Annotated in this window: 18 protein-coding genes; 12 read left to right on the top strand and 6 right to left on the bottom strand. The window is 64.1% G+C overall.

Annotated elements, in window-relative coordinates:
- Positions 1 to 14: 14 nt before the first annotated feature.
- Positions 15 to 962: an AEC family transporter gene (locus tag VGN72_19215; GenBank protein HEV7301502.1), complete on the bottom strand. Its 948-nt coding sequence runs from the start codon at positions 960 to 962 to the stop codon at positions 15 to 17.
- Positions 963 to 1,057: 95 nt separating this feature from the next.
- Between VGN72_19215 and VGN72_19220 the strand changes: the two genes are divergently transcribed.
- Entirely contained in the window at positions 1,058 to 2,098 is a 1,041-nt protein-coding gene (locus VGN72_19220) for a hypothetical protein (protein ID HEV7301503.1), read from the top strand.
- 137 nt (positions 2,099 to 2,235) lie between these two features.
- Here the strand turns inward: VGN72_19220 and VGN72_19225 are convergent, their stop codons facing one another.
- The 4 genes from VGN72_19225 to VGN72_19240 all read right to left on the bottom strand — a co-directional run bounded on the left by VGN72_19225 (position 2,236) and on the right by VGN72_19240 (position 8,075).
- Entirely contained in the window at positions 2,236 to 4,581 is a 2,346-nt protein-coding gene (locus VGN72_19225) for a mechanosensitive ion channel domain-containing protein (GenBank protein ID HEV7301504.1), read from the bottom strand.
- Positions 4,582 to 4,869: 288 nt separating this feature from the next.
- Positions 4,870 to 5,985, bottom strand: a complete 1,116-nt coding sequence (locus tag VGN72_19230) for a Gfo/Idh/MocA family oxidoreductase (protein ID HEV7301505.1) — start codon at positions 5,983 to 5,985, stop codon at positions 4,870 to 4,872.
- An 80-nt stretch (positions 5,986 to 6,065) separates the two neighbouring features.
- Positions 6,066 to 6,830 carry a VTT domain-containing protein gene (locus VGN72_19235; protein ID HEV7301506.1) on the bottom strand — a complete coding sequence of 255 codons (765 nt, stop codon included), beginning with the start codon at positions 6,828 to 6,830 and terminating at the stop codon, positions 6,066 to 6,068.
- Between the two features lie 96 nt (positions 6,831 to 6,926).
- Positions 6,927 to 8,075, bottom strand: a complete 1,149-nt coding sequence (locus VGN72_19240) for a DNA-binding transcriptional regulator (protein HEV7301507.1) — start codon at positions 8,073 to 8,075, stop codon at positions 6,927 to 6,929.
- Positions 8,076 to 8,347: 272 nt separating this feature from the next.
- On the opposite strand from VGN72_19240, the gene VGN72_19245 reads away from it, so the two are divergent.
- The 4 genes from VGN72_19245 to VGN72_19260 all read left to right on the top strand — a co-directional run bounded on the left by VGN72_19245 (position 8,348) and on the right by VGN72_19260 (position 15,433).
- On the top strand, positions 8,348 to 9,364 hold the full coding sequence (locus tag VGN72_19245) for a type II secretion system protein (GenBank protein ID HEV7301508.1): 1,017 nt from the start codon (positions 8,348 to 8,350) through the stop codon (positions 9,362 to 9,364).
- Between the two features lie 77 nt (positions 9,365 to 9,441).
- Positions 9,442 to 11,148 (top strand): right-handed parallel beta-helix repeat-containing protein, encoded by a 1,707-nt coding sequence (locus tag VGN72_19250; protein ID HEV7301509.1) that lies wholly within the window; start codon positions 9,442 to 9,444, stop codon positions 11,146 to 11,148.
- Positions 11,145 to 12,923 (top strand): right-handed parallel beta-helix repeat-containing protein, encoded by a 1,779-nt coding sequence (locus VGN72_19255; GenBank protein HEV7301510.1) that lies wholly within the window; start codon positions 11,145 to 11,147, stop codon positions 12,921 to 12,923. Before VGN72_19250 ends, VGN72_19255 begins: the two co-directional genes overlap by 4 nt.
- A 155-nt stretch (positions 12,924 to 13,078) precedes the next feature.
- Entirely contained in the window at positions 13,079 to 15,433 is a 2,355-nt protein-coding gene (locus VGN72_19260) for an alkaline phosphatase PhoX (GenBank protein ID HEV7301511.1), read from the top strand.
- Between the two features lie 184 nt (positions 15,434 to 15,617).
- Here VGN72_19260 and VGN72_19265 read toward each other — a convergent pair whose 3' ends face one another.
- A complete protein-coding gene (locus VGN72_19265) occupies positions 15,618 to 17,603 on the bottom strand; it encodes a heparinase II/III family protein (protein HEV7301512.1) in 1,986 nt (661 codons plus the stop codon).
- Positions 17,604 to 17,994: 391 nt separating this feature from the next.
- Between VGN72_19265 and VGN72_19270 the strand changes: the two genes are divergently transcribed.
- The 7 genes from VGN72_19270 to VGN72_19300 all read left to right on the top strand — a co-directional run bounded on the left by VGN72_19270 (position 17,995) and on the right by VGN72_19300 (position 25,158).
- The gene (locus VGN72_19270) at positions 17,995 to 19,251 is read left to right on the top strand and encodes a type II secretion system F family protein (protein HEV7301513.1); all 1,257 of its coding nucleotides are present in this window, start codon (positions 17,995 to 17,997) and stop codon (positions 19,249 to 19,251) included.
- 198 nt (positions 19,252 to 19,449) lie between these two features.
- On the top strand, positions 19,450 to 20,379 hold the full coding sequence (locus tag VGN72_19275; protein ID HEV7301514.1) for a type II secretion system protein: 930 nt from the start codon (positions 19,450 to 19,452) through the stop codon (positions 20,377 to 20,379).
- A gap of 8 nt (positions 20,380 to 20,387) precedes the next feature.
- Positions 20,388 to 21,272: a hypothetical protein gene (locus VGN72_19280; protein ID HEV7301515.1), complete on the top strand. Its 885-nt coding sequence runs from the start codon at positions 20,388 to 20,390 to the stop codon at positions 21,270 to 21,272.
- A gap of 38 nt (positions 21,273 to 21,310) precedes the next feature.
- Positions 21,311 to 21,934, top strand: a complete 624-nt coding sequence (locus tag VGN72_19285) for a hypothetical protein (GenBank protein HEV7301516.1) — start codon at positions 21,311 to 21,313, stop codon at positions 21,932 to 21,934.
- A 95-nt stretch (positions 21,935 to 22,029) separates the two neighbouring features.
- Positions 22,030 to 22,866 (top strand): type II secretion system protein, encoded by an 837-nt coding sequence (locus tag VGN72_19290; GenBank protein HEV7301517.1) that lies wholly within the window; start codon positions 22,030 to 22,032, stop codon positions 22,864 to 22,866.
- A 126-nt stretch (positions 22,867 to 22,992) separates the two neighbouring features.
- Positions 22,993 to 24,036 carry a prepilin-type N-terminal cleavage/methylation domain-containing protein gene (locus VGN72_19295; GenBank protein HEV7301518.1) on the top strand — a complete coding sequence of 348 codons (1,044 nt, stop codon included), beginning with the start codon at positions 22,993 to 22,995 and terminating at the stop codon, positions 24,034 to 24,036.
- A 72-nt stretch (positions 24,037 to 24,108) separates the two neighbouring features.
- On the top strand, positions 24,109 to 25,158 hold the full coding sequence (locus VGN72_19300; GenBank protein HEV7301519.1) for a hypothetical protein: 1,050 nt from the start codon (positions 24,109 to 24,111) through the stop codon (positions 25,156 to 25,158).
- Positions 25,159 to 25,160: the final 2 nt, after the last annotated feature.

Genomic DNA, 25,160 nt, shown 5'->3' on the forward strand with positions numbered 1-25,160 from the left:
TGACGAAGCATTTGCTAATACGCCTGAATCACCATCAGCCAACCCGCGATCGTGAAGCACGAGAGCACGGTTGACCAGAACACGCACTGGGCGGCCAGGTCGGTGTCGCCGCCCAGTTCGAGCGTCAGCAGCAGCACGTTGACGGCAGCGGGGGTAGCAGTGGTAAGGATCAGCATTCTCGCCACGTCGGGCGTGACCTGCACCGGTGTCCACCCGGTTCGATGCAGCACCCACAACAGGATGGCCGTGTGAATCGGCGCGGCGATCAGCCGCAACACCAGCACGAGCGACACCGGTTTCCACCGCGGCCATCGCGGGTTACTCGCCAGCTGCGCGCCGAGCGTGATCAGCGCGATCGGCACCAGACCGGCGGCCAAGTAGCGGGCCGGCTCGCGGATCACCGTCGGCAACAGCGCAGCGTCGCCACCGGTCCACCATCGCGCCGCCAACGCTGCGACCAGCGCAGGAATGATCGGCAACCGCAGCGCCGCGACGACGCTCGGGCCCAAGCTGCCCTGCCGCGCCGATGACGCGATGACCATGCCCAGCGTAAAGATCAGCAGGTTGATCGCGAGGATCACAAACGCCTGAACCGCCGCGGCGTCCTGCCCGGGGAAGGCCAGCATCGCCAAGGGTAACCCGTAATTACCGCAGTTGTAGAAGACGACCGACAGCGTCACCACGCTCAGCACATCCCGCCGCACGCGCAACCAGCGGCCAATCAATTCCATGATCGCCCAGAGCGTCAGCACCTGCAGCGTGCAGATGACGACCACGCCCAGCATCTGCGGGCCGGCGAGCTGGCTCGTCGCCACCGCGTAAAAGACGAACGCGGGGATGAACAGGTAGATGTTGAGCTTTGATAGCGTTGCGAGGTCGATCGCGAACTTCACCCGCATCAGCGCGCCCAGCGCCGCCAGCAGCACGATGGGCGCGATGATGTTGAGGAGGACGTCGGCCATGGGAGATGCTGCTACCATCGCGTCGCACGGCTGAGAACGCAACGGTTTCCGGCCTTCGCCTTGTTCGCGGTCGGCTGGAATCTATCATGATCTGCATGACCAACCGAACCATCGTGTCGTTCGCGGGTGACGCGATCCACATCAACGGCCAGCCCACCTACGCCGGTCGAACTTACAACGGCCACAAGATCGAGGGGCTGCTGCTGAACGTGCGCCTCGTGCAGGCCACATATCACGATGAGAACCCCGAGACGCAATCCTGGTGGCGCTATCCGGACGGCACCGACTTCGATCCCGATCGCAATACCGACCAGTTTCTGAAGATGCTGCCCGAGTGGCGCGCGCAGGGCATGCTCGGCTTCACGATCAACCTGCAAGGCGGTTCGCCGCGTGGGTACAGCACGGACCAACCGTGGCGCAACAGCGCCTTTACGCCGACGGGCGAATTGAAGGCGCCGTACATGGCGCGCATCGCGCGCGTGATCGATGCCGCCGACGAACTCGGAATGGCTGTCATCCTCGGCTACTTCTACTTCGGGCAGACGCGACACTTCATCGACGAGGCGGCCATCGAGCGCGCGGTCGACAACGCCACCGATTGGCTGCTGGCGCGCGGCGACGGTCATGTGCTGGTCGAGATCGCCAACGAGTGCGATCACTGGGACTATCCGCCGATCATCAAGCCACCGCGCGCGGTCGAGCTCATCAAGCGCGTGCAACAGCGGTCGGCCGGGAAGCTACGGACGCCAGCGGGGCGGTTGCTGGCGTCGACCAGCTTCCTCGGCCAAGCCATCCCGAGCGACGACGTCGTCGGCGCGGCCGACTATCTGTTGATCCACGGCAACGGCACCAAGAATCCCGACGCCTTCCGCCAGCAGATCCGCGGCACGCGCGCCCACCCGGCCTACCGCGGGCAGCCGATCGTCTGCAATGAGGATGACCACTTCGACTTCGGCAATCCCGACAACAACTTCCTGGTCGCCATCGGCGAGTATTGCTCGTGGGGCTACTTCGACTACCGCTTCGCTGGTGAAGCGTGGGTAGAGGGGTACCAATCGGTGCCGACCGATTGGTCAACGAACTCGGAACGCAAGAAGGGATTCTTCAAGCTGCTGTCGACGATCACGCGGAGCTGATCGACCTTCGCAAGCGGGTGCAATGTTGTCTGTTGCACCCGCGCCGGTGCAGGTGATGTAGTGACCACGCGCCCCGCTCTAGGCGGCCGTGGCGTCGTCGCATCACGCTATGTGAATGAGATGATTGAAGGCCGCCGCTACGCGCGCTGGATGCCCGCCTCAAGCAGGGCGGCATGCAGCGCCATGACCAGTTCGCTCCGCGTCTCCAGCCATTCGTCGTAGCGATCGGTCCAGACGCTCAGCACGACCTTCAGCGCTCCGCCACCCGCCATCTCGACCGAGGCCTGCGGCGCCGGCAACGAGGAGACGCGCGGGTGTTGCCTGGCCGTCTCCTTCAACACGGACAAGACCTTCTCCGGCTCGACCCCCGCGGGAATCGTCACGTCGATGTTGAAACCACGCTGGCGGTTCGACAGCGTCCAGTTGGTCACGCGGCCGGCGATCAGCAGGCCGTTGGGCACGATCACCTCGGCGCTGGTCTGCAATCGGATGACGCTGGCGCGGATGCCGATCCGCTCCACGATGCCCACGGTCGCCGGGTCTAGTTCGATCACGTCGCCGACCTGGATCGGGCGCTCGAACAGCAGGATGAGGCCCGACACGAAATTGTTGACGATGTTCTGCATGCCAAAGCCCAGGCCCACGCCGAACGCACCGGCGAGGATCGTGAACTTCGTCATGTCGTATCCGAGCGCGGCGACGGCGATCAGGAAGCCGAGGAACAGGATGACGTAATGCAGCAGCGTCGAGATCGCGTTGGGCACGCCGCGCGCCAGCTGCACGCGCGGGTAGACGTCTTCCTCAAGCAGGAACCTCGCCAGCCGCGACAGTACGAACGCCGCCGCCACCGCAGCGATGAACGCGAGGATGCCACCGAGCGTGAGCTGCACGGCGCCCACGCCCCATTCGGCACTAAGGATCGCCGACACGCGCCGCACGAATGCCTCGCGCAGCGCCAACGCGTCCAGCGTCAACAGGAACCACCAGATCGCCGCCCCGATCGACAGCAGCCCCACGATGCGCTGCCGCAGCACCGGCCCGTGCCGGCGCACCATGCGAATGGCCGCCACCGGGCGCATCTGCATGATCGCCAGCAGCAGCGCATCGGTGACGCGCAGCGCGGCGTCCAGGATGATCGCGATGTACGCGCTGGATAGCACCGCCCGGCCCAGGAGGTTGCTCAGGCTGACGTACCCCATCAGATTCGCCAGCGCCGAGATCAACATGACCGGCAGCGCGATGCGCACCGCGCGGTTGACGATGCGCCAGCGCAGCGTTCGGTCGATCTGCGGAAAGCCCTTCGACCTGGGCGCCCGGCGGATGAACAGCGCCAGGAAGATCATGCCGCCGACCATCTCGCAGAAGAAGATCGTGCGCGACAGCGTCGCCAGCGACGCCGTCACCGAGACGGCAAGGTCGACGATGTAAAACCCGACCATTGCGTACAAGAGCGGCAGCAGCGGGCGCATCACCAACTGCCGCAGCACCACGATTGCCGGGATCAGCAGCGCGCCGAACAACATTGCGAGAAACAGGCGGGGCCCCTGCGGGTAGAGCCACGGGATGAGCGGCAGCGTGGTCACCAGGGCCGTCGAGATCGGCATCGCGAAGATTGCCAGGCTGCGCTGCACGGCTGGGTCGTCACCCAGTTTGCCGACGTAGCGCTTGCGCACCCACACGACGCTCGACGCGATCAGGATGATGAGCACCAGGTGCAGCACGATGCGGTCCAGCCGGCGCAGCACGTAAGCACGTGTGCTGAACCACTGGTTCTCGAACGTGTTGCGCCCGTCCTCGGCCAGGTTCTGCTGGGCGCGCTGGCCCTGCAGGCTGCGCCAGAGCGGGGGGCTGTCGCGGTCCAGAAGTCGCGTGACGGCCGACTCGCGCGCATCGCGCACGGCCGTCAGCGTGTCGGAGGCGCGCACGTCCAGCACCGTCACTCGGCCCTGCAGTTGCTGCACGTGATCGAGGCGCGTGTCGAGACGCCTGCGCAGGCGATCGATGTCGGCCCCGAGCGACTCAACCCGCCGCAGCAGTTCCGGCTCGGCCTCGACGCGTTGTGCGACCTCGATCACCTGCCGCGACCGGTCCTGCATCTCCGTCAGCTGCCCGCCGATGCGCCGCAAGTCGCCTGCGCGGGTGGACAGTTGCCGCGAGGTCTCGGCCATCTGCCGGCGGAATTCGGCCCAGTCGCGTTCCAACGTACGCAACGTCTCCAGCGACGGGCTGGGCGACAGCAGCTTCGTCGTCTCGCTCGAGCGCGCGGTGATCTCGGTGTTCAACGAGGGCAGCGCGTCCTCGATCAGCCGCGTTGTCTCGTTGGTGTTCAGGTCCGCTTCGATGTTTCGCACGGCGCTGGAGGTGGATTCGGCGTACTCGACGAAATCGATCGTCGGTTCCGGCTCAGCCGGCGCCGTCGTGGCGGCGGGCACGGTCGCGGGCGCCGGCACGGTGGTGGGAGCCGGCGCGGCATCTTGGGCCAACGCTATGGTGGCAGTGCTAAACAGGAGTAGGACGAAGCATCGAATAAACGCAAGACGGCATCGCAGCATGTCCAGCATAGTTTGGTTGGCACGCAGGCTGTCAACAGTTGCGCGATGCAGACGCAAGCAAGCGCGATGAACGGTTCACCCAGAATGGTCAGTGAACAGAGATTATACCGAACTCAACGGGATCCACGGATCGCGAGACCGGTAGACCAAAAGAAGAACTGGCCGCTAAAGCGGCCAGTCCGGTGAGGTACCTTAGTATGTGCGTCGTCAGGCCCGCGCTTAGCACGGGTTGACGGCGTTCTCGGCGCTGATCATTGATTGAAGGGATGCAGTTGACGAGCGCTTCCCGCCTGAGGTCGGCGTCGTCTCAACGGGCAGGGGTGGCGCGCTTAACTTCACCGGTGCCTTGGCCTTGGCACTCTTGTAAAGCCCGTCCATCAGCCACGAGTGCAGGATGCCGTAGCGCACCGGGCACATCGGCTTCTCGCGGCCCAGCAAGCAGTAGACGAAGTTCTTGTCCGGCGAGTAATGCGGGTAGTTAACAAGCGGATACTTGATCTTGCGGCCCTTCTCGTCGTAGTGCTCGAGTTTGCCGCCGTGGATGCCGGTGTGCAGGCGGCCCTTGTCACCGGCGATGATGATGCCTTCGTCCCAGCCTGGGTTGTTGCCGCTGATGGTTGCGGTGCCCAGCACGTTGCCTTGCCAGCGAATCGTCATGACGGCGTTGATGTCCACCTTCATGCCCTTGTTGTCGAGCACGCAATAAACTTCCTCAACCGGTCGATCCAGGCACCATGCGATCGCGTTGAACAGGTGCGCGCCGGTGTCGTACATCTGCCCGCCACCTGAGACCTTGGGGTCGTGCCGCCAGCGTGGGTTCTTCGGATCGACCGTCTTCGGCCGCCAGCCTTGGTGGCTCCATGCGGTCACGGTTTGCAGTTCACCGATCGCATTGGTCGCGATCGCATTGCGGATGTACGCAAACTCGGCCGAGTAGCTGGCCTGGAAGCTCACCTGCAACAGCAGGCCGGTCTGGCGCACCTTCTCGGCCAGCTTCTTGGCGTGGGCGCTGCTGGTGACCATCGGCTTCTCAACCAGCACGTGGTACCCCGCGTCCAGCGCCGCCATCGCCTGCGGGAAGTGCAGCGCGTGTGGCGTGATAATGATGACCGCATCCAAGCCCTTCGGTGGGCTCTTGAGCAGCTTCTCAATCGAATCGTACCGGCGGATCTCCTCGCGGCCGCCGAACTTGGCCTTCCAGAGGCGCTCCATGTTGTCTTTGTTGATGTCGCAGAGCGCAACGACGTCGGCCTCGGGAACATCCTTCAGCCAATCACCATGCGCGTGGGACATGCCGCCACAACCGATAATCGCCAGCTTGATTTGATCTGCCACCAGCCGCCTCCGTGTCCGTTGCCTTGAGGAAAGTCGATATGCGAGACAGTAACAGGCCAACCGTTGTCTGTCGTGCGTCGCTAACTTTGCGCCGTTACCTGCGCCAGCCCCTTCTTGCCGATCCACCCGATCGCCCAGACGACGATGATCGTCACGATGGCGCCGCTGACCAGCAGCCACGGTTCCTGTTCCAGCGGCGCGTCGACGTCGCTCAGGCGCGATACGGCGTACACGACGACCGCAGTGCGCGGGGACATGCCGATCAACGTGCCCAAGGCGTACGGGACCATCGGCACTTGCGCCGCGGCCATCGCGAGGTTGCTCAGGGAGAACGGCGCCACCGGCGCGACGCGCAGCAGCGCGACGACCAGCACGACCTTGCCGATGTGACCTGTGGTGAGCGCGGTTCGCACCGCCTGCGCGCGAGGCATTGCGCTCAGCATGTTGGTCAGCCGGCCACCGTCGATCGCGCCGCCAAGCAGGTATCCCACCATCGCGGCCAGCAGGAAACCGCCCAGCGTGGCGATGAGGCCGACTTTGAACCCGAACGACCAGCCGCACAGTGCCGATAGCGCATAACTGGGCGCCAGTGCCACGCCACCCACCAGACCGAACGTGATCGCGCAGATGAACGGGCCGATGGCAGGATGCTCGCGCAGCCAAGGCGCGGCCGTGCTTAATCGTCCATAGAGCGCCAACGCGCCCACGCCCGGCAGCACAGCGGCCGCGATGGCGATCGGGCCCATTCGGCCGAGCCGGTGCCAATGCTGCATCGCCCGCTGCATCAACGACGCTGCGCCGGCGGTGGGTCGCGCGGACGCGTGGGGCAAATCGCCGGTGGCCATACCGTTTACTATAGGGCTGCGTGAGGCGAACTCACCAGTTGCCAAATTGTGGGACACAGCTAAACGCGACGAATCGCAAGCACCTTCGCCTTTCGATCACGGTTCGGCCGTACGATTGCGCCGGCGGAACTCGTTAGGCGTCATGCCGACGTCTTCGCGAAACATCGCGTACAAATGCTGCGCGTTTGATAGCCCGCACGATTCGGCAATGCGGTGCAGTTTCAGGTCGCTTAGCAGCAGCAGGTGCTTGGCGCGCTCCAACCTTACTCGGCGAACCTCCTGGTAGGGCGTTCGCTGGAGCGTTCGCTGAAACTTCAACTGCAACGTGCGCTCGGAGCAGACCGCCTGGCGCATCACGTCGTCGGCGGTAATGCCGTCGCAGGCCCGCTCGCGGATGAAGCGCACGGCCTTGGCGACGTCGGGATCGGCGATCGCCAGCACGTCCGTCGATTGCCGTGTGACCACGCCGAGCGGCTCGACCTCGATCCACTTGCGCGGCCGCTTGCCGTGGATCATCTGGTCCATCAACTTTGCCGCCTCGAAACCGATGCGCTCGGCGTTCAGCGCCACGCTCGACAGCGGTGGGTTAGCCATCTCACAGACCAACTCATCGTTATCGACACCGACGACGGCGATCTCTTCGGGCACGTGAATGCCGGCGTGGTGGCACGCGTCCAACAGAAACCGGCCGAACGTGTCTTCGGTCGCCAGCAGGCCAACCGGCTTTTCGAGTTCCCGCAGCCACTGCGCGAGGCGCTGCAGCTCGTCGGCCCGCTGGTCGTCACTCGTTCGGCGGACCTGCTGGAACGTGGCGCACGGCGCATTCGCCTGCGCGGCGAGCTCGCCGAAATCGGCGATCCGATCGGTGTTCCACTGCCCGTGCCCGCCGGCGCACGCGAAGCGGGTAAACCCGCGCTCGCGCAGATGGTCGAACGCGGTCCGACAGACCGATAGACTTCCTGTACCAACGAGTCGCGGTTGAACGGTCGCCGGGCCACCCATGCAGACCAGATGCAGTTTGCGGCGCGCGATCTCGTCGGCCATGTGGCGCGAGCTGACGCGCCCGATCACACCGTGACCCGTCCACACGTCCTCCGGTGGCAGCGACGGAGAGATGTCGCCGTGCTTGATGTAGAACAGCCATGGGTCGTGCAGGCGCGTGTATTTCACCAGCCCGCGAATCACCCCGCGGCCGAACGAGCGGCTGGTCTCCATCAGAACGGCGATGCGCGGTGTCTGGGGCATAGGAACAGCGACGGCATCAAGCGTCACTTGCGTTACATAACGTAACACCGCAACCGATCAACTACCAGCAGGCGATTGCGCTTTCCCGGATAAACTTGCAGCTAAATCGTAGTGGCACGATCCCGTTTGCAGCGTACTGTTTATGCATCAGTTGTGACCGGCCTGGCTTCGGCGGAAGCGAGATCGGCGAGATGCCTGGGCGAGACGGTCAGACGAGGCCCCAATTCGTCCCACGACCGCGGCATCGCAGTTCTTCCGACAGGAGACAAAACATGAAGTTACGAACACGAGCCGGAATCACCCGCGGATTTACCCTTGTGGAACTGCTCGTCGTCATCGGCATCATCGCGCTGCTGATCAGCATGCTGCTGCCGGCGTTGAACAAGGTGCGCCAGCAGGCGATCAAGTTGAACTGCGCCAGCAACCTTCGATCCGCCGGACAGGCCCTGTTCCTGTACGCCGCCGACAACAAGGGCAACCTGCCGTACCGCGATAAGCAGTACTTCAACTCGTCGACGATCTACATCGATTCCAATGCGCCATGGCCCGCCGGGCCCTGGCCGGTCGCGTTGTTCACGCCACCGCAATCGCTGGCGACAGCGGCGTTCCCGCACAGGCCGGGCGGTTCGCTCAGCAGCTACTTCAAGAGCTTTGCCGTCTGGAGTTGCCCCGCCGTCGGAGCGGCACCGATCGACGACGCGGCGAACAACCAGCAGGCTTCAACGGCCAGCAACGGCTCGTGGTACCGCCGGTTGTACGGCAACTACATGATGTTCTGGGGTTCGCCCATCCTGACCGATACCTCGTTCTCCACGCCCGACTTTGGCGCCTACAACCTGGGTCGCCGGCGCTTCCTCAGCAATGGCGTCTCGGTGCCGATCAACATGCCGTTCAAAGTGAACGTGAAGAACGCGACCGAGGCGCCGCTGATGCAGGACGTGATGTACGCGAACTTCGTCGGCGCCGGACAGGGCACGATCAACAACGTGAACGATCCGATCACCTGGGCGCAGGCCAACCACATGAAGCGCGGCGGGGCCGCCGGCTCGTCGACGATCAGCCCCAGCGTGACCGGCGGTGTGCCAGGCCCGACGCCAGCAAACAATCCGTCGGATTCGACGGGCTTCCGGCAGGGCTCGCGATTGGTTGACCTTGTGGAGGGCGCCAACGTGTTGTTCTGGGACGGCCACGTCGAGTTCATGCAGCCGGGCAACATGTACGACGCCGGCTACGCCGAAGGGTTCCCGTCATCGCGTCACGCGATCAGCGGGAAGGGTCCGTACCGCTGAACCAGCGGACCTGTTCAAACCGCTTCATAACAGGAAGCTCCTGACCGCGCTCGATCCGCATCTTCGACAGGCAACCTATGCAGCAGCGTTACCCGATCATCATTAAGCACGACGACACCAAAGACGCGGTCACGCGCATCCGCAAGGCGATCGCCGCAACCCCCGCCGGCGCGCCGCTGGACCTAACGTTCGAGCAAGGCACGCACGCGTTTCAGTACGAACGGGCGGCCGAGCAGTTTTGCTTCATCGCCAACAATGACGAGGGGCTGAAGCGCATCGCGATCCACGTCGCCGACCGTGATGGCGTGACGATCGACGGCAACGGTTCCAACTTCTGTACGCACGGCACCGTGATGCCGGTGCTGATCGAGCGTTGCCGCAACGTGACGCTGAAGAACTTCACTTTGGACGCGGCCTCGCCGTTCCACTGTGAAGCGATCGTTCTGGCCAGCCATGACGATGGCGTGGACGTGGAGATACCGGAGGGCTTCCCGTTCGAGATCGTGTATGGCCGGCTGCGCTTAAGCATGCGGGGCCGCGCGTCGTGGGAAGTCGACAACATTCTCGAGTTCGACGCGGCGCGGCGGGAGACGGCGTACAAGGTGGTCGACCACTACCGCATCGGTCAGCAACTGCGCGTGACCGAGATCGGCCCGCGCCAGCTGCGCTTCACCGCCCCGTTCCGCGGCCCGCGCCGGCCACAGGTGGGCAACGTGCTGGTGCTGACCGGCTTCGGCCGGCACTACCCGGGCATCGTGCTGAGCGACTGCACGAACGTGTCGATCGAGAACGTCACGATCCACCAGGCCGGTGGCATGGGCGTACTGGCGCAGGGGTGCGATGGCGTGCGACTGAACCGCGTGCGCGTCACGCCCTCGGGCGGCCGGATGATCTCGACATATGCCGACGCCACGCACTTCGTTGGCTGTCGCGGGCTGATCGAAATCGAAGACTGCATCTTCGAAAACCAGATGGACGACCCGCTGAACATCCACGGCGTCTACGCGACCATCACCCGGCGCGTTGCGCGCGACGCGGTCGAGGTGAAGCTGAACCACGGCCAGCAGCTGGGCTTCAACATCGCCCGCATCGGCGACCGTATGGAACTGGTGCGCAACACGACGCTGCTGACCTACCACGAGGCAATCGTGACGAACGTGGATCGCATCAACAAGGAATACGTCGTGGTGACGTTCGATGGCGCGTTGCCGCCCGACGTACGCATGAGCGACGCCGTCGGCAACCTCACCTGGACGCCTGACGTCACCATCCGCCGTTGCGTGAGCCGCGGCAACCGGGCGCGCGGCTTCCTGGTGACCACGCCGGGCCGCGTGCTGATCGAGGACAACTACTTCCACACGCCCGGGCCGGCGGTGCTGATCACCGGCGACGCCAACTACTGGTTCGAGTCGGGCGCGGTCCGCGACGTGACGATCCGCAACAACGAGTTCGACAACTGCAACTACGGCGTGTGGGGCACCGGCGCGATCGAGTTTCACCCTGAGGTGAAGCCCGAGCACCGCAATGACCGCCCGTACCACCGCAACGTGACGATCGAGGACAACCGGTTCATCGCGTTCGACCCGCGACTGGTGACCGGATGGGGCGTGGACGGCATCACCATTCGCGGCAACACGATCATCCCGTCGACCGCTTACGCGAAGCCATCCGACGTGTCGGACGAACCGTTCCAATTGAAGGACTGCCGCAACGTGACGATCGAGGACAACGTCACGCTCCAGAGCAGGACCGAGATAACACGCGAACCGGAGCCGGTGGCGTGAACGACCCACAAGCGGAGCACATGATGTACAACGGCTGTTACGACGCGCTGCCCGTGATGAACCGTCGGACGTGGGGCGCGTTCATGACGACGATGCTGGTACTGTCCCCGATGGTCATGGCGCAGGCCGGGGACGCGCTGACGCGGCCGAACCCGGACCTGCAGCAGTTCATCGACGATCGCGTGGCGGCGGGGGACAAGTCGATCACCGTGCCTCCTGGGCAATACCGCGTGACGCCGCGCGACCGCACGCACCTGGTGCTGAAGAACCTGACCGACATCGAGATCGATGCGACCGGCGTCGAGCTGATCTGCACCGAATCGACGCGCGCGATCACGATCGACAACTGCAGCAACCTAACGCTGCGCGGCCTCACGATCGACTACGACCCGCTGATCTTCACGCAGGGGCGCATCGTCGCGATGTCCGCCGACCAGCGCGTGCACGAGATCGAATTGTTCGATGGCTACCCACCGGCCGACCAGGCGCAGCGGAACTACCAGGTCTTCAGTTCGCAAATGCGCGAGCTGCGCGGCCGCGACTACTTTGGCATGACGTTCGAACCCAACGGCGAACGATCGCTGCGCGCGGTGCGGAGCGAGAGCGATACGCAGCCCGATCCGGCACAGGTTGGCGACCTCGTGGTGATGACGACCCAGCACGCGCCCAACGGCAGCATACCGCACACGATCATGAGCAACCGCTGCGTCGACCTGAAGCTCGACAGCATCACGATCTACGCCGCACACACGTTCGCGTACTTCGAGACCTACTGCGACAACACCACCTACCTCCATTGCAAGCTCGATCGCCGACCGGCCGAAATCGACCTGGCGCAGCGGGGCGACGCGCGCCTTCGCTCGGGAAACGCCGACGCGTTCCACAGCAAGTTCGCCGTGCGCGGGCCGAAGATCATCGAGTGCCTCGCCCAGCACATGGGTGACGATGCGGTGAACATCTGCGGCAACTACCACATGGTGATGCAGGCCAAGGGGAACGAGCTGCGCGTGCTGGCGATGGGCACGATGAACATCGCGACGGGCGACCCGATCGAGATCGTCTCCTACGATGGCCGCCGGCTGCCCGATGCGATCGCCAAGCGCATCGAGCCGGATGGGTCGATCATGCCCGACGAACGCGCGTTCCTGCTCGCGCAGCGCATGGACAAGCACACGAAAGAAGTGAAGGGCGAGTCCGCGTACCGCATTACGCTCGACCGCGAGATCGGCCTGCCGATGGGGTCGGTCATCTGTTCGCTGAACCACGTTGGGCGCGGGTTTGTGGTGAAGGGCAATACGTTCGGGCACAACCGCTCGCGCGCCATTTTGATCAAGGGAAGCGATGGCGTGGTCGAGGGGAACACGATCGTCGGCAGCAAGATGAACGCCGTGTTGGTGTCGCCTGAATACTGGTGGATGGAGTCGGGCAGCTCGAACAACGTCCGCATTATCGACAACACGATCCGCAACGTCGGCAGCCCCGCCATCAACGTGATCGCCCGCGGCGGGTCGGGTGCGATCGCGCCGGCCGGTGCGCACAGCGGCATCACCATCACCGGCAACGGCATCGATGACTGCACCACGCCGGCGATCTTCGTCAGCTCGACCGATGGGCTGAAAATCGAGCGCAACACCGGCACGCTCGACAGCGAAGGCGACCGAGCCTACTGGTTGTCCAACACGGTTCAGCCCCCGGCGGAGGGAACGTATCCGCCCGTGGTGACGGTGGAGTCGGCCAACGAGACCGTGCGCGACAACGACATGACCGTCCGATGATCCCACGCGTGTTCGCCCGACGAACCTGCGGGGCTCCAGCGCAACGTCGTATCTGCAAGCGGCGCTAACACGGTCTTCATCGGCACTTCACATACCTTAGCGACGATCGCCGTTGAATTTCACAACGAGCGAGAGCAGCTATGGACGGCAATGTGATGTCATCGATGCCCGCGCCCAGCGCGGTCAGCCGCAGGTCATTCCTTCGATACGTTGGCGCGGGCACGGCCGGCGCGCTGGCGGGGCACGTGTTGGGGCCGCTGGCCCGCGCGGCGAGCGACGCCGTCGCCACCGCGGCGCCGCGATCGACCGGCACGAGGGCGCTGCCATGGTTGAACGCCGACGGTTCACCCGCGTGGCAGCCGGTGTCTTACCCTATCCCCATTGCCAGTGACGGCGGCAGCGCCGCGACCGATGCCGTGAGATTGGCAGAGTACGCCGTTCGTGACGACATTGTCCTGCCGGCCGGGTATCGCTACGACGTCATCGCGGCGTGGGGCGACACGTTCGGCCCGGTAACGCACCAGGTTCGCTTCGGACACGCCGCCGACTACACAGGGCTTGTCCCCATTGCGGGCACGGCCGACGAATTTTGGCTGCTCGTGAACCACGAGTATATCTCCGCCCGGCCATGGTTGGCGGGGTACGAGCGCGTGTTCGGTCAGCCGTCACCGGTGGATGCCCAAGGCAGGATCGGCGGCGCGCGTTTGGCTGGCTGCGACTTGGAACTGATCGATCCACGCCTAACGAAGAACATGAACCCAACGCTGCTCGCCGGCGCACGGCAGATCTGCGAATCGGCGATGAGCGACTTGGGCGTCAGCGTGTTGCGCGTGCGCCGCACTGCCGGGGGCAGCTTCAACGTAGTCGCCGACTCGGCCGACCATTTCCGGTTTGCCGGCGCTAGCGCGCACAACGCCAACGCCAGCGACATGTCCTTCACTGGCCCCGCCGCGGCGATGTTGGGGCAGCCACGCGGCACATACGGCAACTGCTCGGGCGCCACCACACCCTGGGGCACGTTCCTTACCTGCGAGGAGAACTTCCAGGACCAGTCGCCCGAGTTCATCACGCCAGCCGGCCAACCGTTGGTCGGTCAGACGCTGCGTTTCAACGCGACCGACGATCGATCCGAACGGTCGGTGCTGCCATTCGAATTTTCGGGCCTCGGCACGGGGCTGCAACCGCCGCTTGATGGGCGGCAGTACGGGTGGGTCGTCGAGATCGATCCGGTCCAGCGCACGCTGAAGAAGCACACCGCCCTGGGGCGCTTCCGGCACGAGAACGTCGCGCTGCGCTGCGAGACGGGCCATCCCCTCGTCGCGTACATGGGTGACGACCGCCGCGGCGGACACGTGTGGAAGTTCGTCTCCGATGATGTCGTCACCAACCCGGCCGACCCGCACAACTCGCAGCTGCTGGAGAAGGGCACGCTGTACGTCGCACGGTTCGAACACGACGGCGACCGCTATGTCGGCCGATGGGTTCCGCTGCAACCGCTGACGCACATCCACCGTCCCGAGCCGCAGCATTGCAGCGGCGGCCGCATGTGGCTTCCGGCGCGCCCGCAGGGCGGTCATGTGGAAGTGACGGCTGCGGCCGACGATGCGTCGCGCCAGTCGGTGGATGACTGGATGCGTTCGATCGCCCAATTCGCCGGTGGCGATGCGACGCAGCTCATGTCGCTCGTCGAGCCACCCGCCGGTGTCGAGACGATCGATGATCGCATCGCCCACGCCGCCGCCGTCATCTGTATGGATGCCTACGCGATGGCCAACGTCGCCGGTGGCACGCCGTGCTCAAGGCCGGAGGACGTGGAGGTGCACCCGGTCGACCGATCGGTCTACATCGCGTTCACCGACTCCACCGGGTCCGGCGAGGGCTCGCCGGACGTGCGCATCTTCCCCGACTCGCGCGGCGAGAACTCGCGCCAGTACGGCGCGATCTACCGACTGATGGAGGACGACAACGACCCCGCTGCGCTCACGTTCACGTGGGGCCGGTTCGTCGAGTCTGGCGAGATGGCCGACCACGGGCAGTCGTTCGCGTGCGCCGACAATCTCACGTTCGACCCTGCCGGCAACCTGTGGGTCGTCACCGACATCACCACGCCGTTGCACAACAACCCGGTCACCCGGCAGGACAAGACTCGGCCCGGCGAGAAAGGCTTCGTCGGTGTCTTCGGGAATAACGCGCTGTTCATGATTCCCACCAGCGGCGCCAGCGCCGGCGTGCCGCACTGCTTCGCGATCGGCCCGATGGACAGCGAGATGACCGGCCCCACTTTCACCGCCGACGGTCGCACGCTGCTGCTGTCGATCCAGCACCCCGGGGAGCTGAACGGGGTGCGCGGACAGTACCCCGACGAGGTCCGCGAGATGCGCCTCGTCACCCGCGACGGTTCGACCGAGTTCACCCAGCGAAGGCAGATCCCGATCGGCAGCAACTTCCCCTCGCTCGTGCCGGGTGACGTCCCGCGGCCGTGCGTGGTCGCGATCACGCGGCACGGGTGAAGGGGGTCGCAGGCGCGCTGCTATCCGCAATGACCGTGGCATGGGCATCTCGCCCATGCTCGCATTGGGGCCGGTAACCCATTTTCTTGGCAGAGGACTTGGTCGGAGTGGGAGGCCAAGAATCAGAACGCTTGTCTTTCCCACATGCATGGGCGAGACGCTTATGCCACGGTCGGAGACAAGGTCACCGCGCCGCCGACCAGTCCAACACTGATCGTTCCAAGGGAAACGCGCCTTCTGCTTCCGTCGATCCGGGCGTGAACAGCACGCGCAGCGTTTGCGGTTGTTCCTTCGTCGCCGCCAGGCGGATGCGGATCATGCGCGTGTTGGGGTTGGGCGCGTCGAACGGCTGCATGAGCGCCGCGGCCTCGGTCGACTCGATCGTGAACGCGTCGCGGCAGTCGATGTCCAGCCGCATCTGCTTTCCGTCCTGGCGCAGCACGACCTGTTTGTCGCCGATCTCCACGTCGGCGGTCGTCAGCATCTGCCACGTCACGTGGCGCACGTCGGCGTTCGCCGTCCACTCGTCCTGCAGCAGCACGTGCCGGCCGGGCAGCATCGCCAAGCCGCGCAACACGCGCGACGTCTGCGCCGGGTAAACGCCCGACAGGTCGACCACCGTGTGCGGCATGTCGCCGTCGCCGCTGAAGCGCACGATGTGGCCGTTGCCCCGGATGTGCTGTTGAGCGTCGTCGAAGCGAAGGATCCCGTGGCCGTGCGGGCCGATGCGGAAGATCTTCCAGCGATCGGCGTCGGGCTTCTTGTCCCAAAGCTTCATCCCAAGCTGTTCGATCGAGTGGTAATCCTGCATTCCCGGATCGATCGCCCAGCGAACGTTGTCGGCCTCGATGACGAACGATCCGATATCCATGTGCGCGTGCGACACGTTGGGGCTGCCCCCCTTGATGCCGGCGAAGGCCGCGTTGGCGTCGTTCCACGCGCTGCGATGCACGCTGACCGGCGTCTCGCCCCTGGCCGTGTAGTGCAACGGCAGCGGGGTGGGGGCGTCGGTGGCGCCGGCGGGCAGTGGACGGTGCCAGAGCAGCGCAAAGGGCGTCAGGCGTTGATCGGCCCCTGCGGGCTTTCGCTCGAATCGTTGCAGCGCCGCATCCAGCTGCCGCAGATGCGTCGTGATCAGTTCCGGCCGATCTGCCGTCGCGGCGAACCACAGCAGCGCCGGTTCCAGTTCACCGCGCCCGCCGAGGTTGCAGTCGGAATAGTTGTAGTACTGCCCGCGCGGCGACACCATCTGTACGTAGTAGGTCGCGCTCTCCCGAAAGCCGGGCAAATCGGCCAAGCCAAAGCTGGAGCCGAGCGTGCTGGCCAGCAGGTCGATCAGCACCACGTGGAACGATGTGCCGTACGACCAGTACATCGGCCCCTCGCCGTACGCGCCGTCGGGCGCGTACACCCCGGCCGAGGCGGGCAGGTTGCGAATGGCCCGCACGACGATGCGTTGCGCCATCGCCGGCTCGTCCTCCGCCACTGCAAGGGCACCGGCGGCCATGCCGGCGTGGCAGACCGCGTTCCAGTTGTTCGTCGCCCGCACCCAGCCCGGTTCCGGCTCCACCAGCGACGGCTTCAAACCCAACTCGATGATCGCGGTGCGAATGCGGGCCCGTTCGTCGGCCGACAGGCGGTCGTAAAGCCAGTCGTACCCGATCGCCATCGCAAGGGCCATCTCACCAGTATCGAGAAAGTGCGACGGGTTCCAGTCCGGGAACGCCGCGATCGCGAGCATCTCGTCGATCGCCCTGCGGGCGGCTCGGTCGTCGTCGTTCAGCAGCGCCACCAGGCTCAGCACACCGATGCGCCGCAGACACGTGCGCGAGACTGCCAGCAATCGCCGCCCCTCGACCTCGTAATGCTCCGGCGGCACATCCAGCAGTTCCGCCGCCAGACGCGTCAGGCTTTCATGGATCTTCCGTGATACTCCATCGGTGGCGATCCGCTCTTTCACGTCTTTCAGCCGCTCCGGCGAAACAAACAACCGCGGATGCGGGCGGAGAGAATCGACCTTGATGTCCTGCATATTTGGTTTCGCCTGTGCCAGAAGGGTGGAAGGGACCGCCAGCAACCAGGCCGACGCGACGATCGCCATCAGGCTGGTCGCTCGAACGGACCGAATCATGCTGGCAAACCGGTGACGCCGTAAATTGCGGATCGACATGGGCCTGAGATTCTACCTTCGCCACCGCGCCGGCCAAGCCCCGAGCCCAATCTGAATGACGAAGAGACTTACCCGCCGAGCGTCAGCGACGCCAAGGGAAGAGCAGAAGGGTTTCTGGTCCCCTCTCCCGGTACCCCGGGAGAGGGTTAGGGTGAGGGTGATTTCGAACTACTGACGAACAAAAGGCACCCTCACCTAACCTCTCCCGAAGCATGCGGGAGAGGGACCGGAGCGGCCATCCTTGTCTTCCGTTGGCGGTGCAACCTCCCATCATTCAGCAAACCGCGTTCGCTATTGCTCCCCCGGCATTTTTTGCTGCGCCAGCTCGGTGGACATCGCGTACAATTGGCGTAGCAATTCACACCCAGGCGACGCATAGCGGAGTATTTGCATGCCGACGTTTACGTTTGAAGCGATGAACTCGTCCGGCCAAGAGGTCAAGGACGTGATCGAGGCCGGTTCGCACGAGGAGGCGATTGCCAAGATCCGCGGCAAGGGGTACTTCCCCACCAAGGTCCGCGAAAAGGCCGCCAAGAAGAAGGTCGGCAAGAAGGCCGCCGGTCCGGTCGAAGTCAAAAAGAAGATGCCGCTGAGCTTTGGTGGCGTGCCGCGCAAGCAGCTGGTGGGCTTCACCCGCCAGCTCAGCACGCTTCAGGACGCTGGCCTGCCCATCCTGCGCAGCCTGCAGATTCTCGAAGAACAACAGAAGCCCGGCTTGCTGAAGGCCATCATTGGTGGCGTTGCCGACGAGGTCGAAGGCGGTGGCACGCTTTCGGACGCCATGAGCAAGTTCCCCAAGGCGTTCGACAAGCTCTACGTCAACATGATCAACGCCGGCGAGCTGGGCGGCGTGCTCGACCTTATCCTGAACCGCTTGGCCGACTTCATGGAAAAGGCCGCCAAGCTGAAGAAGAAGGTCGTCGGTGCCATGATCTACCCTGCGGTCGTCATCGGCATTGCCGTCGCGATCGTGTCGATGATCATGATCTTCGTTATCCCCAAGTTCGAGCAGATCTTCCTGGACTTCAAGGTTGAGCTGCCTGGCATCACCAAGGCGCTGCTGGCCGTAAGCCGTTGGTTCGCCAACGATTACGGCTGGGCGTACGTGCTGTTTTCGCCCATTATCATCATGGTCTCGCTGCGACTGATCCGCATGAGCGAGGGCGGCAAGTACGCCACCGACCTCACGCTGATCAAGATCCCGATTCTGGGCTCGATCGTCTCCAAGAGCAGCATCGCCCGCTTCACCCGCACGCTGGGCACGCTCATTAGCGCCGGCGTGCCGATTCTGGACGCCATCAACATCACCAAGGAAACCAGCGGCAACGAGGTCTACAGCCGGGCGCTGGGCAAGGTGCACGATGCCATCCGCGAAGGTGAAAGCATGGCCGACCCGCTGCGCGCCACCAAGGTCTGCGACGCCATCGTGGTCAACATGATCGACGTCGGCGAGGAAACCGGCGACCTGGACAAGATGCTGATGAAGGTCGCCGACAACTACGACAGCGACGTCGACGTGCTGGTGGGCTCGCTGATCAGCATTCTGGAACCGGTGATGGTCGTGGTGCTCGGCGTAATCGTCGGCTTCATCGTCATCGCGCTGTTCGCACCCATGATCACCCTGATCCAGACCGTGTCGGGCAGCTAACGAAACCGCCGTTGCCGACACGCGTTGCCGGGGTGTGTCGCACGTAACAAGTTTGAAATCAACCGCTTGCGGTTGGGCTTCCTCATCGATTGCTTTAACAATCGAGTGCTAAGGAAGCCTGCCCGCAGCGGGGGCGGGAAGGGTATCATTGATGCCACAAAGCCTGGCCCCAACGCATCGGATTTGAAGAGGAGGAGCATGAACCTGTCGCCCATTCCAACTGCCCGGCCCACGGGCCGCGGGTTCTCGCTGGTCGAACTGCTGGTGGTCATCGGCATCATCGGCGTGCTGATCGCGATCCTCGTGCCGACCGTCAGCCGCGTCCGCGCTTCTGCCAACGCCGCCAACAGCCAGCAGGTCCTTTCGACACTGGCGAGCGCGATCGAGCGCTATCATGCGGATTTCCGAGCCTATCCGGGTGTATTCTCGAACGACACGATCGCTGACAGGGGTGCCAAGTTCCTCATCCCACCAGCAACCCTGCCGTTGGGGCCAGCGGCATTGCAGGATGGCAATATCACCCAGTCTGAAAACCTGGTGTTGTCGCTTGTAGGCGGTCTCCAATACATACGCACTGCACCCGTCCGCTTCGAGTATGACGCGGCCTACCTGGGAAGGGGAACACCTTCTCTGGGCGCGCGTGAAAAGCTTTTTCCTGCCTATATCGAGGCGAGTGCGGAACGACTTAGCGTCGGGGAACTGGCCGGACCTATCGGGATCGGCAATACAACTGATCCCGTTGATTCAGCGATCCCCGAGTTCCTGGATGGCTTTGGTGGTGATCCGTTGCCGGTTATTTACATCCGTGCACGGGCGGGGGCGCAAGGAGTCGTTGATCCGACTGGTACGCTCCAGTACGACATTCGCGAGTTTGGTTACTACGGCATTGACATTGTCGGCTTCGAAGCCGACTTCCCGGAAGACCCCGACCATACCCCTCCGTGGTGGGCCGCGGGCGTCGAAGCGTACTTTATCAATCCCAAACTCACGACCGGCCCAGCACTCACCGTTGCAACACTCAACCAGCACGTGGCCGTCCAGAAGGACACCTACGTCCTCATCAGCGCAGGTAAGGATCGGAAATACGGCACGAAGGACGACATCTGCAACTTCAGCCCAGTCAAGTGAGCCACACCATGACCAGCCAACGCCGCACGGCCTTCACGTTGATCGAGCTGCTCGTCGTCATCGGCATCGTGGTGCTGCTGTTGGGCATCCTGATCCCAACCGTCAACCGCTCGCTCAAGAAGGGCCGCGAGACGCGCATCGCAGCCGATTTCCAGACAATTTCCGTGGCTTTGGACGCATATCGGGCTGATTTTGGTGATTTTCCGCGACCGCAATATGCGGCAGGCCTTTCCAACAGCGCTCAGCGCCCCAATCCTCCCACCGGTGCCCAGATCCTCTGCCGCGCGTTGATTGGCCCGTTCGTGGCCGATGAAACGCCGAATCCCGCGGCCACTGTCGTGCCCCTTCAGGACGGTGCCGACGGTCCTGGCTTTCGCCTGCGCGCCCAAGGCAAGGTCTGGGGGCCGTACATTAAGGACGGCTCGATTTCCCTCTCTGAACCGCTCGACGGTTCGGTCACCTTCCTCGACATCAACGGCAACCCGATCCTGTACGTCGTGAAGACCAATTCCCAGAGCTTGGCCAATCCTGCCGGCGGTTACATCGCTGTAAACCGCTACACCCCGGCGACGGCCAACGTTCAGCCGCAGTACAACTATTTCGACACACGGGCACAAGGTGGAGCAACGGATATCAGCCTGTTCGCACACGAAGCTGACGCGACAAAATTCGTTGGTAAGCCATTGGCCCGCTTCACCGGGATGATGGGCGACTTGGACCACAGCGGCGGTATCGACGCTGCCGGTGAATCGGCCAAGGCGACCGGTCCGTTCATCCTTTGGAGCGCGGGTGACGATGGGCTCTTCGGCCCGATCATCAAAGACACCGCAGCCTCTTCGCCTACTACCGCAGAAGTGGCCAACTGCGACGACGTCACCAACTTCTCACGTTAAACTTCGCGCAATCGGTTCAGCCACGCTCCAGACGATCAATGGTAACGCGACGTGACCGCTGCCCGTTCTACGCTGCGACATCCGCCGGCCGCGTGCGCGTTCGCCGTTCGGCATTTACGCTCGTCGAGATGCTCGTCGTCGTCTGCGTGCTGATCATCGTCCTGGGCCTCATGGTCAACCTGGCCCGCAGCGTGCGCGTCGGTTACGCCACCGACATCACCAAGGACATCCTCCGCAAGCTCGACGACGCCGTCACGCAATACCAGCAGCGCACCGGCCAGCTGCCCGACGTGCCGCCGCTTATCCCTGCCAGCGGGCCGATCGACGAGAACCGCCTTCGCCAGAATGCCATCGGCAACAACAAGCAAATCGTGCTGGCGTTGCTCGGGACCGATCTGCCCATGACCGTCATTAACGACCAGCCCGCCACGATTTACAACAAGGGCCAGCTGCGCGATCCGTGGGGCACGCCCATCGTCTACATGCCGCGGTTCGACCCGCAGATCGGCATGGCGCTGCGCGACCGCCCGTTCTTCGTCTCGGCCGGCCCGGACATGAAGTTCCTCACGCTCGAGGACAACTTCTACAGCTACGAGGGCATCATTGCGCCCGAACCGGTAGACCCCTCAACCCGCCCAGCTTCACCCGTCTTGGAGCAATGAAATGGCGTTTGGGCTGTCCGATCGCGGTGGACATCGCGAATAGTGTCTGTAGCGGACGATCGGCCGATTCCCCCAAGGCTAGCGAGGAGAACGCAGTGAAGATAAGCCGACGCGGTTTTACCATGGTCGAGATCCTCGTCGCGCTGGTGATCATCTCGATCTTGGCCGCCATGCTCGTCGTCGGCATGCGCCGCCTGAACGAAAGTTCGAAAACCCGCGCGGCACGCGTCACCCTGAATAATGCGAAGTCGATGCTGGCCGAGTATGAACGTAAAAATAAGCTGACTGGCTTCAGCGGCTCAATTGCTGCCCCCGGCGACGTGAACGAAGACGCTGCCACCGGCGCTCGCAACGGGCCGCAGGTGTCGTTCACGCGCAGTTTCTTCGCGCTGCTGACGGCCATGCCGGAGAACAAGGCGGCGCTCGCTCAACTCAGTTCCGACCAGATCATGGCAGGCGGCCCGCCCCCGAGCACGCCAACGGCAACCAATTGGGCCGCCGGCAGCTCCTACGTCGCGTTCCAGAACCGGGTGCATCACCCGACCTCTAGCAGCCCGGTTTACATCTGCATTCGCGACCATTCCTCGACCACAGCAGATGCCCCCGGCCAACCAAACGCCCCATGGATTGTGGAAAACACCACGACGCCGATCCTGCTCGACGCTTGGAACAACCCCATCATCTTCGTGCCTCCCGGCGGGCTTGAGGGCGTGTGGACGAAAGAGACGCTAACCACGCCCAATCCCGTGCGGGCTCCGAATAACCGCCCGTTCTTCGCCTCGGCCGGTCCCGATGGCATCTTCGGTCGCATGCCCGGCCCCGACGGTGTGTTTGGTCGCACGGCAGGGACAGACGGCGTCCTAGGCACCCCCGACGATGTCACCGACGACATCAACGGCGGCGACGACAACCTTTACTCCTTCGAGAATTAACCGATGAGCCAGTGCCGCACGCCATCTGCCGAATGCCCAACGCCGACGGGTGACCGCGAGTCGCGCCGAGACCGGCGCAGCGCGCACGGTCTCTCGCTCGTTCGATGGGCACCTAGCCCACGGCACTTGCGAGTCGCGGTTCGCCGCGCCGGCTTCACGCTGACCGAACTGCTGGTCGTCATCACGCTGATCGTCCTCCTGATCGTGCTGGCGCTGCCGGCGTTCAACTTCATCACCGGGTCGCGCAGCGTCGACGCCGCCCAGAACGTCGTGGGCGCCATGCTCGGCCGCGCCCGCAGCGAGGCGATCAACCAGCAGCGTTCGATGGGCGTCGCGTTCTGGTTCGATCGCACCAACGAACGCACCGCCATGGCGATCGTCATGGGTGGCGACGCCACCAGCGGCGAGGACGAATACAACGCCTGGACCACCACCGCTGCAGCCGGCACCCCGGTCACCTATCGCTTCGGCGACATCGTCTACTACGCCGGTTGGGACACGGGCAACGCCGGCGGCGGGCTGGGCAACTCGCCCGACGAGGCGGCCGTCGGCAACGCGCCCGACCCGGCCACCGGCGCGGCACGGGCGGTCGATCGCAAGTTCGTTACGAAACGATACCGCTGCATCGTCGAAGCCGGCATCCCCAGCAGCTTGACTACCAATCGTCCACCCGACCCCGACAGCGTCAGTGGCGTTAATTCGTTCTGGGGTGAACTGCCACCCACCACGCTCGAAGTGTTCGATGCCGATGTGGAATACCTGCAGCCCGGCGTGGGCCTGCAACTGGTAAACGACGTTCAGGGCGAGCCCAACAACAACGATCAATTCCTCCGCACCGGCGTCATCATGTTCGACGCCTACGGGCAACTCAGCACCAACGCCTACTCGATCGAAACCGCGACGCCGTTGGCCCTGCTGATGGACGCCAGCGGCATCGTGACGCCCGTCGGCACGTTGCCTGACCTGCGCACACACACCGCGATGATGCTCTACGAGCGCGAGCCGTTCCTGAACGCGCCTGGCACAGAAGAGGACGTACGCTTCGAGATCGGCACGTATGGCACGGCGACCTTCGCGACCGAGCGCGATGATGAGGAAAACTGGATCGCCAACAATGGCCTGTTGCTGCTGGTCAACCGTTACAACGGCACCCTGGTTCGGAGCGAATAGCCCATGACGACCTTTATGCCAAATTTATCGGTTCGCCGCGGCTTCAGCTTCGTGGAGGTGATGTTCGCCGTCATGGTGCTGGGCGTCGGCTTCATCATGATCGCCGCCGTCTTCCCCGTTGCGATTCGCCAGGCCCAAGGTACTGTCGAAGAAACGACCGCGGCGCGCGTGCTGGAAAACGCGGCGGCCACACTACCGAACCTCATAACCGTAAATAACGCGAACCCGTTGGACCTGCTAACGGATAGCTTCAATTACACCGGCGCTCTCAGTGCCGCCGGCGCGTACTACGCCCCGCGTGATCCACGTCAGCCTGCCGCACTTGGGACCACACTGTGGGATCGCACCAAGGGCAGCTTCATCGATTCGGCCGATCCAAGGTTCGCTTGGACGTTCTTCTATCGTCGCGATCAGGAGTTGTTGCCGAAGGCGCCGCATGTGATTTACGGGGTCTCCACCATCCGCAACCGGCCCACGTTCGACGCCCAGGATCTGCTGCGGTTCGATAGCACCGCGGCCACGCCAACGCCAGACGACGCGGATGAAGAGCAACCTTGGGCCACGCTGCAACCAAAGCTCATCCGCGTGATTCTGGTCAACCGCGCCGACGGTCCAGACACCGTTGAAGTGCTGCCCGCAGTCCGCACGGCACCAACGCCTGTCCTGAATTTGACCAGGGTCGGGGGTGGAAACGTCCCCGTGGATGAGGTTCCCGACTACACGCCCGCCGTCGGCGAGGGCACGCTGATCATCGTGTCGGATGACAATGTGGCCGCCCCGTATGACGGCGCACCTTTCGACCCGACATCGCCTTACCTGCCCGGCACCCTCAACGGCCGTTCGTACCGCGTCGTCGGGCGCTCGTCGACCCCTGCGAGCGTCGGCGGGACGGTGTGGGACCTGGCGCCCGGAAGCGATCTGGCCAGCGACAAGGAAAACCTCCCCCCAGATCCTGCCGATCGCGACGCCCCCGCTGATGCTCCGCGATCGGCCATCGCCTTCATACTCGGACGCGGTTACGCGAATGTGGTGAGGCCCGATCCGAATAACAACGGCTTGGAGAAAGAAGAATTCGACGGTCGCGTGCTGGACGTCGCGGTCCGTGTCGGGGGGAGCCTTTAATG

The sequence above is a fragment of the Tepidisphaeraceae bacterium genome (assembly GCA_035998445.1).
In the GTDB taxonomy this organism is placed as follows: Bacteria; Planctomycetota; Phycisphaerae; order Tepidisphaerales; family Tepidisphaeraceae; genus DASYHQ01.

Coding starts and splice junctions, on each gene's coding strand:
- VGN72_19250 (HEV7301509.1), top strand. CDS start 9,442: ATGCAGCAGCGTTACCCGATCATCATTAAGCACGACGACACCAAAGAC.
- VGN72_19215 (HEV7301502.1), bottom strand. CDS start 962: ATGGCCGACGTCCTCCTCAACATCATCGCGCCCATCGTGCTGCTGGCG.
- VGN72_19265 (HEV7301512.1), bottom strand. CDS start 17,603: ATGTCGATCCGCAATTTACGGCGTCACCGGTTTGCCAGCATGATTCGG.
- VGN72_19245 (HEV7301508.1), top strand. CDS start 8,348: ATGAAGTTACGAACACGAGCCGGAATCACCCGCGGATTTACCCTTGTG.
- VGN72_19275 (HEV7301514.1), top strand. CDS start 19,450: ATGAACCTGTCGCCCATTCCAACTGCCCGGCCCACGGGCCGCGGGTTC.
- VGN72_19220 (HEV7301503.1), top strand. CDS start 1,058: ATGACCAACCGAACCATCGTGTCGTTCGCGGGTGACGCGATCCACATC.
- VGN72_19300 (HEV7301519.1), top strand. CDS start 24,109: ATGGTGCTGGGCGTCGGCTTCATCATGATCGCCGCCGTCTTCCCCGTT.
- VGN72_19285 (HEV7301516.1), top strand. CDS start 21,311: ATGGTAACGCGACGTGACCGCTGCCCGTTCTACGCTGCGACATCCGCC.
- VGN72_19280 (HEV7301515.1), top strand. CDS start 20,388: ATGACCAGCCAACGCCGCACGGCCTTCACGTTGATCGAGCTGCTCGTC.
- VGN72_19260 (HEV7301511.1), top strand. CDS start 13,079: ATGTCATCGATGCCCGCGCCCAGCGCGGTCAGCCGCAGGTCATTCCTT.
- VGN72_19240 (HEV7301507.1), bottom strand. CDS start 8,075: ATGCCCCAGACACCGCGCATCGCCGTTCTGATGGAGACCAGCCGCTCG.
- VGN72_19235 (HEV7301506.1), bottom strand. CDS start 6,830: ATGGCCACCGGCGATTTGCCCCACGCGTCCGCGCGACCCACCGCCGGC.
- VGN72_19270 (HEV7301513.1), top strand. CDS start 17,995: ATGCCGACGTTTACGTTTGAAGCGATGAACTCGTCCGGCCAAGAGGTC.